This window comes from Streptomyces calvus, from assembly GCF_006782915.1.
Lineage (GTDB): Bacteria > Actinomycetota > Actinomycetes > Streptomycetales > Streptomycetaceae > Streptomyces > Streptomyces calvus.
Genome location: NZ_VCNP01000024.1, coordinates 16,397 through 31,649 on the forward strand (window position 1 = coordinate 16,397; position 15,253 = coordinate 31,649).

General features: G+C 73.5%; 7 protein-coding genes. 3 read left to right on the plus strand and 4 right to left on the minus strand.

The window, feature by feature from the left end:
- Together FGW31_RS10250 and FGW31_RS10255 are read right to left on the minus strand one after the other, a co-directional pair.
- On the minus strand, window positions 1-6,330 hold the full coding sequence (locus FGW31_RS10250) for a non-ribosomal peptide synthetase (RefSeq protein WP_142193080.1): 6,330 nt from the start codon (window positions 6,328-6,330) through the stop codon (window positions 1-3).
- A gap of 741 nt (window positions 6,331-7,071) precedes the next feature.
- Window positions 7,072-8,097, minus strand: coding sequence for an ATP-dependent 6-phosphofructokinase (locus tag FGW31_RS10255; protein WP_142193081.1), 1,026 nt, complete (start codon window positions 8,095-8,097; stop codon window positions 7,072-7,074).
- Window positions 8,098-8,396: 299 nt separating this feature from the next.
- On the opposite strand from FGW31_RS10255, the gene pta reads away from it, so the two are divergent.
- From pta to pyk, 3 genes are all read left to right on the plus strand, one after another.
- A complete protein-coding gene (pta, locus tag FGW31_RS10260) occupies window positions 8,397-10,487 on the plus strand; it encodes a phosphate acetyltransferase (protein WP_142193082.1) in 2,091 nt (696 codons plus the stop codon).
- Window positions 10,484-11,695, plus strand: a complete 1,212-nt coding sequence (locus FGW31_RS10265) for an acetate kinase (protein WP_142193083.1) — start codon at window positions 10,484-10,486, stop codon at window positions 11,693-11,695. Before pta ends, FGW31_RS10265 begins: the two co-directional genes overlap by 4 nt.
- 73 nt (window positions 11,696-11,768) lie before the next feature.
- Complete coding sequence (gene pyk / locus FGW31_RS10270) at window positions 11,769-13,196, plus strand: pyruvate kinase (protein WP_142193084.1); 1,428 nt, start codon at window positions 11,769-11,771, stop codon at window positions 13,194-13,196.
- Window positions 13,197-13,289: 93 nt separating this feature from the next.
- Here pyk and FGW31_RS10275 read toward each other — a convergent pair whose 3' ends face one another.
- Together FGW31_RS10275 and FGW31_RS10280 are read right to left on the minus strand one after the other, a co-directional pair.
- The gene (locus FGW31_RS10275; protein WP_142193085.1) at window positions 13,290-14,564 is read right to left on the minus strand and encodes a hypothetical protein; all 1,275 of its coding nucleotides are present in this window, start codon (window positions 14,562-14,564) and stop codon (window positions 13,290-13,292) included.
- Window positions 14,554-15,138: a DUF6114 domain-containing protein gene (locus tag FGW31_RS10280; protein WP_142193086.1), complete on the minus strand. Its 585-nt coding sequence runs from the start codon at window positions 15,136-15,138 to the stop codon at window positions 14,554-14,556. Before FGW31_RS10280 ends, FGW31_RS10275 begins: the two co-directional genes overlap by 11 nt.
- Window positions 15,139-15,253: the final 115 nt, after the last annotated feature.

Sequence of the window (15,253 nt, forward strand, 5' to 3'; positions counted from 1 at the left end):
TCAGAAGTCGGCCGTGAGGGACAGGTCGATCTCCTCGTCGCTCATCTGCGAGATGAGCTCCAGGAGGCGCCGCTCCACCTCGGCGGCGAGCCGCTCGACGGTGGGGTGCTCGAACAGGTCGCGTACCTGGAGCGGGCAGTCGAAGGCGGTCCGCAGGCGGGCGGCGACCGCGACCGCGCGCAGGGAGTGGCCGCCCAGGGCGAAGAAGTCGTCGTGGACGCCGACCTTCGGCAGGTCGAGCACCTCGCACCAGATCTGCGCCACGACCGTCTCGGCCGGGGTGCGCGGTGCGACGCCGTCGTGCGGCGCGGGCGCCTCGGGCTCGGGCAGGGCGGCGGTGTCCAGCTTGCCCTGCACGGTCAGGGGCAGGGCGTCCAGGAGGACGAACGCGGACGGTACGAGGTAGTGGGGCAGCCGGGCCCGGCAGTGGGAGCGCAGGGACTCCTCGGACAGTCCGGCGCCCGCGGCGTAGCCGACGAGGGCCGGCCCGCCGTTGAGGGTGCGCACCACGACGGCCGCGCCGCGCACCCCGGGGTGCGCGCGCAGCACCGCCTCCGCCTCGCCCGGTTCGACGCGGAAGCCGCGGATCTTGACCTGGTCGTCGTTGCGGCCGAGGAACTCCAGTTCCCCGTCGGGCAGCCGGCGTACGACGTCACCGGTGCGGTACAGGCGGCCGCCGGGCGAGCCGAACGGGTCGGGGACGAACCGCTCGGCGGTGAGGGCGGGCCGGCCGAGGTAACCGCGGGCCATCTCCGGCCCGCCGAGGACGAGTTCGCCGGGCACGCCGGCCGGTACGGGTTCGCCGAGCGGGTCGATCACGTAGGCGCGGCGGCCGCCCAGGGGACGGCCGATGGGCACCCGGCCGGCCGGGGCCGAGGCGACGGTGTGCGCGGTGGCGGAGATCACCGTCTCGGTGGGGCCGTAGGTGTTGGCCACGGGCACGTCGGGCAGGTGGGCGAACCAGTGCGCCAGCGGGTCGGCGGGCAGCGCCTCTCCCCCGGTCACGAGCAGCCGCAGGGAGGCCAGTCGGGGGGCCAGCGTGTCCAGGCGGGCCACCAGTTCCGTCCAGTACGAGGGGGTCAGCTCCATGACCGTCACCCGCTCGGCGGCGACGTACGCGGCCAGTTCCTCCGGCGTCCAGATCTCGTCGGGCCGCACCAGCACCGTCGCCCCGGTGCTCAGCGCGGGCAGGATCTGCTCGAGCGAGGCGTCGAAGGAGGTGGAGGCGAAGGTGAGCACCCGGTCCCGCGCGGTCAGCCCGAACGTCTCGCGGGCGGTGGCGACATGGGCGTCCAGGGCGTGGTGCTCGACGCCGACGGCCTTGGGGCGGCCGGTGGAGCCGGAGGTGAAGATGACGTAGGCGAGGTCGTCGCGGCGGGCGGTGTGGCGGGGTCCGGCGGGGTCGGGGAGGACGTCGCCGACGTCGACGGTGCCCCTGCCGAGGGTGGCGGCGCGGTCCCGGGTGCGCGCGTCGCACACCAGGTGCCGCACCGCGGCCTCCTCGCACATGTACCGCAGCCGCTCCTCGGGCAGCACGGGGTCGAGCGGGACGTAGACGCCGCCCGCCCGCCATACGGCGAGCATCGCCGCCACGGACCACACGCCGCGGCCTACGCACACGCCCACGGCGTCGCCCGGGACCGTGCCCGCGCGGACCAGGGCCGCGGCCAGCCCACCGGTGAGGGCGTCCAGACGGGCGTGGTCGAGGACCGTGTCCCCGCAGACGACGGCCGGGGCGTGCGGCGGTCCCGCCACCTCGAACGGCGGCGCGGGCCGCGCGTCCCGTCCGGCGTCCGCGAGGAGGTGCCGCCGCTCCTGTGCCGAGAGCAGGGCGGCCTCGTCGGCGCGGGCGGCGGGGTCGGCGAGCAGGGCCTGGAGGACGCGGCCGACGTGCTGGGCGAACCGGGTCGCGGTGTCCGGGTCGAACAGGTCGGCGGCGTACTCGACGTTGAGCGCGAAACGGTCCGGTGTGATCACGAAGGTGGCGGTCAGGTCGAACTTGGCCGACCCCCAGGGCAGCGCGAAGTCGGCGGTCTCCAGGCCGGGCAGGTCGGTGCCGGCCGCGGAGGACTCCTGGACGTCGACCATGGCCTGGAACAGCGGGTTGCGGGACAGGTCGCGTTCCGGGCGCAGCCGCTCCACGACCTGCTCGAACGGCACCTCCTGGTGGTCGAAGGCACCGAGGACGACGTCGCGCACCCGGTCCACGAGGGCGCCGAAGGTGGGCCGCCCGGACAGGTCGGTGCGCAGGACGACCGTGTTGACGAAGAAGCCGACCAGCGGCTCCAGTTCGAGCCGTCCGCGGCCGGCGACGGGCGTGCCCACGCAGATGTCGCTCTGGCCGGTCCAGCGGGCCAGCACCGCCTGCGCGGCGGCGAGCAGCACCATGAAGCGGGTCGCGCCGCGCTCGCGGGCGAGGGCGTCGACCCGGTCGACGAGTGCGCGGGGCAGGACGGTCTCGACCGCGCCGCCCCGGCCGGTGAAGGCGGGGGGTCTGGGCCGGTCCGTGGGCAGGTCCAGCACGGGGGCGTCCTGGAGGACCCGCTCCCAGTAGGCGAGTTGCGGTTCGAGGGCGCCGCTGTCGGCTCGCTCGCGCTGCCACACGGCGTAGTCGCCGTACTGCACGGGCAGCGGTGCCGACGGGGCGGGTCCGCCCGCCAGCCGGGCGGTGTAGTGCCGGCCGAGTTCGTCCAGCAGCACGCCCCTGGACCAGCCGTCGGTGACGGCGTGGTGGAAGGCGAGCAGGACGACGTGGTCGTCGTCGGCCAGCTCCCACACGCCGGCCCGCAGCAGCGGCGGCCGGTCGAGGTGGAAGCGGCGGGTGGCGTGCGCCGCGGCCAGGCTCCGTACGGCCTCCAGGCGGCCCTGCTCGTCCGGGGCCTGCGGTGCCCGCTCCCAGAGCAGGGGCACCGCGACCGGGTCGCAGACCTGCTGCACGGGGCGGCCGTCGATTTCGACGAGGGCCGTGCGCAGTACCTCGTGCCGCTCGGTCAGGTCGTCCAGGGCCGCCTGCCACGCGGCACGGTCCAGGCCGCCGCGTACCCGCCAGCAGTACCGGAGCAGGTAGGACTCGCCGTGGTCGGAGGTGCGGTCCAGGAACCACAGGCGTTCCTGCGCGAAGGACAGCGGCAGCGGCCGGGTGCGGTCGACGGGGACGATCTCGGCGCCGCCGGCGCGGGCGGCCGCCACCTTCGGGGCGAAACCGCGGACCGTGGGGTGCTCGAAGACGGTGCGCAGTTCGATCTCGCGGCCGAGGCGCTGGGCGATCCGGGAGACCGCCATGGTGGCGAGCAGCGAGTGGCCGCCGAGGTCGAAGAAGCCGTCGTCGATGCCGATCCGGTCCAGGCCCAGGACCTCGGCCCACACCTCGGCGACGATCCGCTCGGTCTCGTCGCGGGGCGCGGTGTACGCGGGATCGTCGGTGCTGCGGGTGTGCGCGGGGTCGGGCAGGGCGGAGCGGTCGAGCTTGCCGGACACTCCGACCGGGAGGGCGTCCAGGACGACGAAATCGGACGGTACGGCGTAGTGCGGCAGGTAGCGGGCGCACCAGGCGCGCAGTTCGGCCCGGCCGGGCTCGGCGGTCGCGTCCGGGGCGGGTACGACGTAGCCGGTGAGGCCGCGTCCGGTCGCCCGGTCGGGACGGGCGGCGGCAGCGGCGACCAGCGGGCAGGCCCGCAGCACCGTCTCCACTTCGCCCAGTTCGATCCGGAAGCCGCGGATCTTGACCTGGTCGTCGCGGCGGCCGAGGAACTCCAGCTCGCCTCCGGCTGTCCAGCGCACGAGGTCGCCGGTGCGGTACAGGCGGCCGCCGGGCGGCCCGTACGGGTCGGGCACGAAGCGCTCGGCGGTCAGCGCCGGGCGTCCGAGGTAGCCGCGGGCCAGCTCCGTGCCGCCGATGAGGAGTTCGCCTGCGACGCCGACCGGGACCGGCTCGCCGTCGGCGTCGACGACGTACACGCGGCGGTCGCCCAGGGGCCGGCCGATGGGCACGGTGTCCCCCGGCGGGCCGTCGGCGTCGTGGGTGGTGGCGGTGACCGTGGTCTCGGTGGGCCCGTACGCGTTGCAGACCCGCACTCCGGGGACGGCGGCGCGCCAGGCGGCGAGGGTGTCGGCCGGGACCGCCTCCCCGCCGAGGACGAGCAGCCGCAGGGAGCCCAGGGCGGCGGCCAGCCGCCGGTCGAGGGAGAGCGTCAGCTCCGACCAGTAGGTGGGCGGCACGTTGACGACGGTCAGGCCGTACCGCTGGACGATCTCGGGCACCTGCGTGGGCAGCCAGGGCTCGTCGGGCCGCATGACGACGGTGGCGCCCGAGGTGAGGGCGGGCAGCACCTGGTCGAGCGAGGCGTCGAAGGCGAAGGAGGCGAAGGCCAGCACCCGGTCCGCGGAGGTGATCCCGTAGCGCTGCCGGGCGGCGGCGACGTGCGAGGCGAGGGCGCCGTGCTCGACGCCGACCGCCTTGGGTCTGCCGGTGGAGCCGGAGGTGAAGATGACGTGGGCCAGTTCACGGGGGTGCGGACGGTGACGCGGGGCGTCCGCGGCCGGGACGGCGTCGGCGTCCGCGGCCGGGGGTGGCGCCGCCGGGCCGAGCGCGGTGACGTCCACCGTGACCGGGGCGAGCGGTGCGGCGGCTCCGGCGGTGGCGGGTCCGGTGACCACGCAGGCCAGCCGGGCCTCCTCGGCCATGTACCGCAGCCGCTCGGCGGGCAGTTCCGGATCGAGCGGCACGTAGGCGCCTCCCGCCCGCCAGACGCCCTCGATGGCGGCGACCGACCACGGGCCGCGGCGCAGGAGCACGCCCACGGGGTCGCCCGCGGTGACCCCGGCGGCGCGCAGCGCGGCGGCCAGTGAGCCGGTCATGGCATCGAGTTCGGCGTAGCTGACGCTGTCCTCGCCGCAGCGCACCGCGGTGGCGTCGGGATCGCCGCGGAAGGTGACCGGCGGCGCCGGCTCCGCCGGACGGTCCGGTGCCCGGTGCCAGTCGGGTCGGGGCCGGCCGCGGCCGGCGGGGCCGTCGGGCAGGGCGCGCAGCAGGTCCTGCACGGGCGTGTCGGGGTCGGTCAGGACGGCCTTGAGCAGGGCCGTGTAGGAGGCGGCGAAGGCCCGCATGGTGGCGGCGTCGAAGAGCGCGGTGGCGTACTGGAGGACGGCGGCGACGCTGCCGTCGGTCCGCAGGGTCAGGTCCAGGAAGACGTCCAGCGGGGTCTGGGCGAGCGGCGGCTCGACCAGCGTCACCTCGACGCCGGGCATCCGCACCGGCTTGATCGGCGTGTTGAGCAGGGTGAACGAGGCCTGGGCGAGCGGGTGGCGGGAGAGGTCACGGGAGCCGCCGAGGGCACCGACGACGAGGTCGAACGGGGCCTCGGCGTGGGCGAGGTCCACCGGCACGCGACCCTGCGCCCGGTCCAGCAGGGCGCCGAAGCCGGGCCTGCCGGTCAGGTCGGCGCGGAGCACGATGGTGTTGACGAGGGGGCCGATGAGCGTGTCGGCGCCGGGCCGGGCCCGGTCGGCGAGCGTGCTGCACACGGCGACGTCGGTACGGCCCGCCCAGTGTCCGAGGAGTGCCTGGTAGGCGGTGAGCAGCAGCGTGTACCGGGTGACGCGCCGGGAGCGGGCGAGGGCGTCGAGCGCGGTGACCAGGCCGGCCGGCAGGTCGAAGCGGATCACGTCGCCGGAGCCGTCCCAGACCCGCGGACGCGGCCGGTCGGTGGGCAGGTCGAGCGGGGTGAGACCGCGCAGCCGTTCGCGCCAGTGCCCGAGGAGCCGCTCCAGCCGTTCGCCGCGCAGCCGTTCGGACTGGGCGCGGGCGAGGTCGGCGTGGCGCAGGGCGGGCGGGGCCACCGGCTCGCCCCGGTAGCCGGCGGCGAGTTCGTCCAGCAGGACGCCCCACGACCAGCCGTCCACGGCGATGTGGTGCACCTCGACGAGCAGCAGGTGCTCATCGGGCGCGACGCGGGCGAGGACGGCCCGCACCGGGTGCCGCGCCGACAGGTCGAGGGGACGTCCCAGCCGGCGCGCGAACAGTTCCTCGGGCCCGTCCGCCTCGATCCGCTCCAGTTCGATGCCCGCGGGCGGGTCGACCACGGGGACCGGCTCGCCGCCGACGGCGCGGAACCGGGTGCGCAGCACCTCGTGCCGCGCCACGATCCCGGACAGCGACCGTTCCAGCCGGTCCGCGTCCAGCGAGCCCCGCAGCCGCAGGACCAGCGGAAGCATGGATCCGGTGGAAGAACCGGCCAACTGGTCCAGGAACCACAGGCGGCGCTGCGCGAAGGATGCCGTGGCGGTGGCGACGTCGTTCGGAGCCTTGTCGTGGGCCGGTCCTGCTGTCACTGTGAGCCTCCAAGCGGTGTTTTGCAGCAGACTGCCGCTGGTGGCCCGGAGCCCCATAGGGAAGAAGACGCAGCACCGCGCGCAGAGCCGGCCGCCGTCGTGGACGCGGGGCGCGGGGGCCGACGCGGGATCCGGTGTCCGGGGGCGGACCGCGCGGTGAGCGGAACGACGACGTATCCCGGTGGCGGCACCAGCCGCGGCAGCCGGCGTCACCGGCTGGGCTGCGCGGCCCGGTGGTCCCGTGCCGGCGACGCAGCGGCGAGGACAGTCGCACCGGCGCGTCGGTGGGCCTGTCGGCTGGACGGACGCCGCCGCCGGCGGCGGCCGAGGCGGCCGAGAAGGCCGAGAAGGCCGAGGAGGCCGAGAAGGCCGAGGAGGCCACGGCACGCCGACCGGGTCAGGCGCCTGGAGCTGCTGCCCGAGAGCGGAACCGCGGGTGACGGCGGGACCCGGCGTGCGGTGTCCAGCACGACAGCTTCGGCGCGGGCCGCGGTCCGTTGGAGGAGACCGGCCGGACCGTCGGCTCCGGTCGCGGCGCCCGCCGTGCGGTGGCGCAGGACCGGCACGTCACCGGCGTCCGGCTCGCGCCGGACGCCGTGGGCAGCAGACGTCGGCGTGGATGGCGTCCCGCGGCTTGCGCCACTTGTCGAGGGGTCCGGTGGCGCGGCCGGACTCGGTCCGGCGGACCGTCCGGTCGGCGGCCACCCGGCCCGTGACCTCCGAGTGCACGAAGTGCCGGAACTAGAAGACCGACTCCGCCTCGTCCATGCGGTCCTTCGGGACCGTCTTCAGTTCGGTGACCGCCTCCGCCAGCGGCACCATCACGATGTCCGTGCCGCGCAGCGAGGTCATGTTGCCGAACTCGCCGCGGTGCGCGGCCTCCACGGCGTGCCAGCCGAAGCGGGTGGCGAGGACGCGGTCGTACGCGGTCGGTACGCCGCCGCGCTGGACGTGGCCGAGAATGACCGGCTTGGCCTCCTTGCCGAGCCGGCGCTCCAGCTCGTACGCGAGGGCCGTGCCGATGCCCTGGAAGCGCTCGTGGCCGAACTTGTCGATCTCGCCCTTGCCGTAGTCCATGGTGCCGTCGGCGGGGTGCGCGCCCTCGGCGACGCAGATCACCGCGAACTTCTTGCCGCGCGCGAAGCGTTCCTCGACCATCTTGACCAGCTGGGCCGGGTCGAAGGGACGCTCGGGCAGGCAGATGCCGTGGGCGCCGGCGGCCATGCCGGACTCCAGGGCGATCCAGCCCGCGTGCCGGCCCATGACCTCGACGACCATCACCCGCTGGTGCGACTCGGCGGTGGTCTTCAGCCGGTCCATCGCCTCGGTGGCGACACCGACGGCGGTGTCGAAGCCGAAGGTGCGGTCGGTGGAGGAGATGTCGTTGTCGATCGTCTTCGGGACGCCGACCACCGGCAGGCCGGCGTCGGAGAGCATCCGGGCCGCGGTGAGCGTGCCCTCGCCGCCGATCGGGATCAGCGCGTCGATGCCGAAGTCCCGGATCATGTCGGAGGCGTTCTCGCACGCCTCGCGCAGCCGGTCGCGCTCCAGCCGGGAGGAGCCGAGGATGGTACCGCCGCGGGCCAGGATGCCGCTGACCGCGTTGAGGTCGAGCGTGCGGTAGCGACCGTCGAGCAGGCCCGAGTAGCCGTCCTCGAAGCCGATGACCTCGTCGCCGTAGTTGTCGACCGCTCGGTGCACGACCGACCGGATCACTGCGTTCAGGCCCGGGCAGTCGCCGCCTGCGGTGAGAACTCCGATACGCATCGTGCTGTGTCTCCTGGTCGCTGTGGATACCGGTGAGCCAGTCCCGATTCTTTCACGTCCCCCAGCGCGGTGCCGACGCCGGACGGACAGGCGTCTTAACGAGCGCCGGAGGTATTGTCAAGAGGGATCTGCTCACCTCGGTGGGCGATTTTTGTGGCCCGGCGCTGACCCCGGCGCCACCGGCGCAGACCCCTGCGTCACCGGCGCAGACCCCCTGCGTCACTCCGGCGCGGACCCCTGCGCCACCCGACGACCTTGCGTCCCCCGACGAACGTCCCCCGACGAAACGGAGAGCGCGCGTGACCCGCAGCGTGTACGTGACCGGTATCGACCGAGGCGACGGCCGCCAGGTCGTCGAGCTGGGCGTCATGGAGCTCCTGACCCGGCAGGTCGACCGGGTGGGCGTGTTCCGGCCCCTGGTGCACGACGGGCCCGACCGCCTCTTCGAGCTGCTGCGCGCCCGCTACCGGCTCACCCAGGACCCGTCGACCGTCTACGGCCTGGACTACCAGGAGGCCTCCGCGCTCCAGGCCGAGCAGGGCACGGACGAACTGGTGTCCACCCTGGTCGACCGGTTCCACCACGTCGCCCGCGACTACGACGTCGTCCTCGTCCTCGGCACCGACTACGCCGACACCCAGTTCCCGGACGAGCTGTCGCTGAACGCCCGGCTCGCCAACGAGTTCGCCGCCTCGGTGATCCCGGTCGTGGGCGGCGGCAAGCAGACCGCCGAGTCGGTGCTCGCCGAGACCCGCAACGCCTACCGCGCCTACGACACCCTGGGCTGCGACGTCCTCGCCACCGTGGTCAACCGGGTCGCCCGCGAGGACCGGGACGAGATCGCCGAGCGGCTGGCCGACCGGCTCCCCGTGCCCTGCTACGTGCTGCCGGACGAGCCGGCGCTCTCCGCGCCGACCGTCTCCCAGATCGCCCACACCCTCGGCGCCAGGGTGGTGCTCGGCGACGACTCCGGGCTCGCGCGCGACGCCCTGGACTTCGTGTTCGGCGGCGCGATGCTGCCGAACTTCCTCGCCGCCCTGACCCCGGGCTCCCTGGTGGTCACCCCCGGCGACCGGGCCGACCTGGTCGTCGGCGCGCTGGCCGCGCACAGCGCCGGCACCCCGCCGATAGCCGGCGTGCTGCTCACCCTGGACGAGGTGCCCGGCGACGCCATCCTCACCCTCGCGGACCGCCTCGCCCCCGGCACCCCGGTCCTGTCGGTGCCCGGCACCAGCTTCCCCACCGCCGAGCAGCTCTTCTCCCTGGAGGGCAAGCTCAACGCGGCCACCCCGCGCAAGGCGGAGCGGGCGCTCGGCCTGTTCGAGCGGTACGCCGACACCGCCGAGCTGACCAAGCGGGTCTCCGCGCCCAGCAGCGACCGCGTCACGCCGATGATGTTCGAGCACAAGCTGCTGGAGCAGGCCCGCTCCGACCTGCGCCGGGTGGTGCTCCCGGAGGGCACCGAGGAGCGGGTGCTGCACGCGGCCGAGGTGCTGCTGCGCCGCGGGGTGTGCGAGCTGACCCTGCTCGGCGACGTCGACCAGATCCGCAAGCGGGCCGCCGACCTCGGCATCGACCTCGGCGACACCCAGCTGATCGACCCGGCCGGCTCCGAGCTGCGGGACGCCTTCGCGGAGAAGTACGCCGCGCTGCGCGCCCACCGGGGCGTCACCGTGGAGCTGGCCTACGACGTGGTCTCCGACGTCAACTACTTCGGCACGCTGATGGTGCAGGAGGGCCTGGCCGACGGCATGGTGTCCGGCTCGGTGCACTCCACGGCCGCCACCATCCGGCCCGCCTTCGAGATCATCAAGACCAAGCCGGACGCGGACATCGTCTCCTCGGTGTTCTTCATGTGCCTGGCCGACAAGGTCCTCGTCTACGGCGACTGCGCGGTGAACCCGGACCCGGACGCCGAGCAGCTGGCCGACATCGCCGTGCAGTCGGCGGCCACGGCGGCGCGGTTCGGGGTCGAGCCGCGGATCGCGATGCTGTCGTACTCGACGGGCACGTCCGGCTCCGGCGCCGACGTGGACAAGGTGCGCGCCGCCACCGAGCTGGTGCGCTCCCGCCGGCCCGACCTGCGCATCGAGGGGCCGATCCAGTACGACGCGGCCGTGGAGCCGTCGGTGGCGGCGACCAAGCTGCCGGGCTCCGAGGTCGCCGGGCAGGCGACCGTGCTGATCTTCCCCGACCTGAACACCGGCAACAACACCTACAAGGCCGTGCAGCGCTCGGCCGGCGCCATCGCCGTCGGCCCGGTGCTCCAGGGCCTGCGCAAGCCGGTCAACGACCTGTCCCGGGGCGCCCTCGTCCAGGACATCGTCAACACCGTCGCCATCACGGCGATCCAGGCCCAGTCCCCGAGCGAGAAGGCGACCGCCCCGTGAGCCAGACCCGTGTCCTCGTCCTCAACTCCGGCTCCTCGTCGGTGAAGTACCAGCTGCTGGACATGGGCGACGGCAGCCGACTGGCCGCCGGGCTGGTCGAGCGGATCGGTGAGCGGACGTCGCTGGTGCGGCACACCCCGCTCGCCGCGGGCGGCGGAACCCGGGAGCGGACCGGGCCGGTCGCCGACCACGACGCCGCGCTGAAGGCGATGGCGGAGGAACTGGCCGCCGACGGACTGGGCCTGGACTCCCCCGAGCTGGCCGCGATCGGTCACCGGGTGGTGCACGGAGGCAAGCGCTTCACCGAGCCCACCGTCGTCGACGACCGCGTCCTCGCCGAGATCGAGCGGCTGATCCCGGTGGCGCCGCTGCACAACCCGGCCAATCTCACCGGCATCCGCACGGCCACCGCGCTGCGCCCGGACCTGCCGCAGGTCGCCGTCTTCGACACCGCCTTCCACACCACGATGCCGGAGTCGGCGGCCCGCTACGCGATCGACGTGAAGACCGCCGACGAGCACCGCATCCGCCGCTACGGCTTCCACGGCACCTCCCACGCGTACGTCTCCCGGGCGACGGCGGAGCTGCTCGGGAAGGCGCCCGAGGAGGTGAACGTCATCGTGCTGCACCTGGGCAACGGGGCGTCCGCCTCGGCCGTGCGGGGCGGACGCTGCGTGGACACCTCGATGGGGCTGACACCCTTGGAGGGGCTGGTGATGGGTACGCGGTCGGGTGACATGGACCCGGCCGTCATCTTCCATTTGATGCGTGTTGGTGGAATGTCCGCCGACGAGATCGACACTCTTCTCAACAAGAAGAGCGGTCTGGTCGGACTGTGCGGTGACAACGACATGAGGGAGATCCGCCGGCGGATCGATGACGGCGACGAACAGGCGAAGCTCGCGTTCGACATCTACATTCACCGTCTGAAGAAGTACATCGGTGCCTATTACGCCGTTCTCGGACGGGTGGACGCGGTGGCCTTCACGGCCGGGGTCGGCGAGAACGCCGCCGCGGTGCGGGAGGCGGCCGTGGCGGGGCTGGAAGGGCTGGGCCTGGCCGTGGACGGCGAGCGCAACGCCGTGCGCGGCGGCGGGCCGCGGCTGATCTCGCCCGAGGGCGTGCGGGTCGCGGTCGCGGTGGTGCCGACGGACGAGGAAATGGAGATTGCGCAGCAGACATACGCACTGGTCGGAAAGAACAACTGAGCACGGACTTCCTCATTTGTATTTTCCGCCAGACGGAATATTCCGTAGCGAAACAAACCGATAGGATCGCCCCATGCGCCGTTCGAAAATCGTCTGTACTCTCGGCCCCGCGGTCGACTCCCACGAGCAGCTCGTCGCTCTGATCGAAGCCGGCATGAACGTGGCCCGCTTCAACTTCAGCCACGGCACGCACGCCGAGCACCAGGGCCGGTACGACCGGGTCCGTGCCGCAGCCAAGGAGACGGGCAGGGCCATCGGCGTCCTCGCCGACCTCCAGGGCCCGAAGATCCGCCTGGAGACCTTCGCCGAGGGCCCCGTCGAGCTGGTGCGCGGTGACGAGTTCACCATCACCACCGAGGACGTCCCGGGCGACAGGACGATCTGCGGGACGACCTACAAGGGCCTGCCCGGCGACGTGTCCAAGGGCGACCAGATCCTGATCAACGACGGCAACGTCGAGCTGAAGGTCACCGAGGTCGACGGTTCCCGGGTGCGGACGATCGTCATCGAGGGCGGCGTCATCTCCGACCACAAGGGCATCAACCTGCCCGGCGCGGCCGTCAACGTGCCCGCGCTGAGCGAGAAGGACGTCGAGGACCTGCGGTTCGCGCTGCGGATGGGCTGCGACCTGGTCGCGCTGTCCTTCGTCCGGGACGCCAAGGACGTCGCCGACGTGCACCGCGTGATGGACGAGGAGGGACGCCGCGTCCCGGTCATCGCCAAGGTGGAGAAGCCGCAGGCGGTGGAGAACATGGAGGACGTCGTGATGGCGTTCGACGGCGTGATGGTCGCCCGCGGCGACCTGGCCGTCGAGTACCCGCTCGAGAAGGTCCCCATGGTGCAGAAGCGCCTGATCGAGCTGTGCCGGCGCAACGCCAAGCCGGTGATCGTGGCGACCCAGATGATGGAGTCGATGATCACCAACTCGCGTCCGACCCGCGCCGAGGCCTCCGACGTGGCCAACGCGATCCTGGACGGCGCCGACGCGGTGATGCTGTCGGCCGAGTCCAGCGTGGGCGCGTACCCGATCGAGACCGTGCGGACGATGTCGAAGATCGTCCAGGCGGCCGAGCAGGAGCTGCTGTCCAAGGGCCTGCAGCCGCTGGTGCCGGGCAAGAAGCCCCGCACGCAGGGCGGTTCGGTGGCCCGCGCGGCCTGCGAGATCGCCGACTTCCTCGGCGGCAAGGGCCTGGTGGCCTTCACCCAGTCCGGCGACACCGCCCGCCGGCTGTGCCGCTACCGCGCCGCCCAGCCGATCCTGGCGTTCACCACGGACGAGTCCACCCGCAACCAGCTGGCGCTCAGCTGGGGTGTCGAGCCGTACGTCGTGCCGTTCGTCAACAGCACCGACGAGATGGTCGACCTGGTGGAGCAGGAGCTGGTCCGGCTGAGCCGGTTCAGCGAGGGCGACATCGTGGTGATCACCGCCGGTTCGCCGCCCGGCGTCCCCGGCACCACCAACATGGTCCGCGTCCACCACCTGGGCGGCCCGACCAGCTGACCCGGACGGGCCCGTACGCCGCCGAGGGCGCCCCCTGCGAACAGGGGGCGCCCTCGGCGTCTGTGCGGCTCCCGGAAGGGTCCTGACGGGCGCTCAGTCGGTGACGTACTGCTGGAGCCCGGGGATGTGCAGGGTCCCGCCGAACTGGCCGGCCTGCTGCACCGTCACGTCGGTGAAGTAGATCAGCGGGATGTTCAGCGGCGGCGGGTGCTCCGGGTCGAACGTGATCGGTATCAGGCCGAGCAGCTTGCCGGAGATCTTCTCGGTGTACATCACGGTGTCGCCGTCGCGGATGGTGGACATCGAGCCCTCGGCGGCCTGCACGTGGTGCGTCTTGCCGGACTGCTTGTCCTTGACCGTCTGGTGCAGGTCGCCGATGTCGGTGCCGTCGGAGACGACGTACTTCAGCACCTTCTTGGTGGCGCCACTCGCCGTGCGCACCTCGACGATGCCCTGGTAGTCGGCGCCCTTGAGGGTCAGCGAACTGGCGTTGAGGAACCACGGGTCGTCGGGCAGCAGGATCCGGTTGTCGACCCCGCCCTCGGCGTCGGTGGCGACCGGGCAGTCCTCGGGGTCGGTCGTGGACGTCTCGGAGGGGCTGGGCGAGGCGGTGGCACCGGGCGTCGCGGTCGCTTCCCCGGCGGCCTCCTCGGCCTTGTCCTCCGCGTCGTCGGCGGCCTCCGACACCTTGTCGCCGACGCCCTCGACCGTGTCCTCGACCGTGCCGGTGACCTTCTCGGCGGTCTCCTGCACGGCGCCGGCCGCGTCCTCGCCCTTCTCCTCGGCGGCGGAGGCGGACGCGGACGGGGTGGGGCTCGCCGCGGTCTCCTTGTCCCCCGGGGTGAGGACGTCCTTCAGGGCGTCCCCGACGTCGTCCAGGAAGCCGCGGTCGGTCCCGGACGGCGACGGCGCGGGCTCGTCCTGCCCGTCGGACTCCTGTCCGCCCGCGGTCGCGGACGGGGCGGGCGCGGGCTCGTCCTCGTCGTCGGAACCTGAATCCGACGAAGGGGCCGTGCTCGGGTCCGCGCCGGCGGAGGCCGAGTTGCCGGGCTCGGGGGTCGCGTCCGGTTCGGGGGAGGCGCTGTCGCTCGCCGTGGCGGACGGCGTGGGCGAGGCCGTGGCGTCCTCCTTCTCGGCGCCCTCGACGACCTCCAGGCATTCCTTGTACTCGTCGGCGGTCAGGCTGTTCGCCGGCGGCCCGTCGTTGCCGTCGGCGAGTGCCAGCGTCGGCGTGAATCCCATGCCCATGAGGACCGCCGTGGGCATGGCCGCCAGGGCTATCGCCTTGCCGCTCGGCACGTGGAATCTGGTGAACAGCGGTTTCCTGGGGGCCGCGTGGCGCGGCCCGCGCACCTCGTCAGCCGACACGGTGGCCCCCGTCCCGGACTGCGGCCCGGACGCCGCCCGTCTCCCCGCCTTCCCCCTTGTCGAAGGGGTCGGCCGGGTCGTACGGTCCCGCGGCGGGGCCGCCGGGCGCGTCGCCGGGGGCCGTGTGTCCCGTGGGCGCGTCGGCGTCGTGGCGCTCGCCCGCCGCCCCGGACGACGGCTTGCCCGGCGCCCAGGACAGGGCGAGAGCGCCGCCGACCAGCGCCAGCAGGAAACCGACCAGGAAACCACCGATGTTGGAGACCACGAGCGACACCAGGGCCAGCAGGATCGCCGCGACACCCGCGAAGACACGGGTGGCCGACTGGAACCACATGGTCAGGCCCAGCGTGACCAGCAGCACGCCGATTATCAGTGACCCGGCGCCGGCGGTCGTCGCCATGGCGAGCGACATGTGGCCCAGCTTGAGCGTGGCGTAGGGGAAGTAGGCGATCGGGATTCCGCCCAGCAGGGTGAACAGGCCGGCCCAGAACGGCCGGGTGCCCCGCCAGTCGCGGAACCGCAGACGCAACCGGGCGAAGTTCCCGGCGCTCTGGCCCGGAGTCTCGGCACTCATGGAAAAAACTCCCTGGGTCCGGTGGAAGTACGTACCGGCTCGGCCGTTGGCGTGGAGAAGCCGGAAGTGTGAGTCAGTGGGGGGTGGCCCGGCGCGGGGGCCGGCCGGGCGGGCG

Coding starts and splice junctions, on each gene's coding strand:
- FGW31_RS10255 (WP_142193081.1), bottom strand. CDS start 8,097: ATGCGTATCGGAGTTCTCACCGCAGGCGGCGACTGCCCGGGCCTGAAC.
- FGW31_RS10280 (WP_142193086.1), bottom strand. CDS start 15,138: ATGAGTGCCGAGACTCCGGGCCAGAGCGCCGGGAACTTCGCCCGGTTG.
- pyk (WP_142193084.1), top strand. CDS start 11,769: ATGCGCCGTTCGAAAATCGTCTGTACTCTCGGCCCCGCGGTCGACTCC.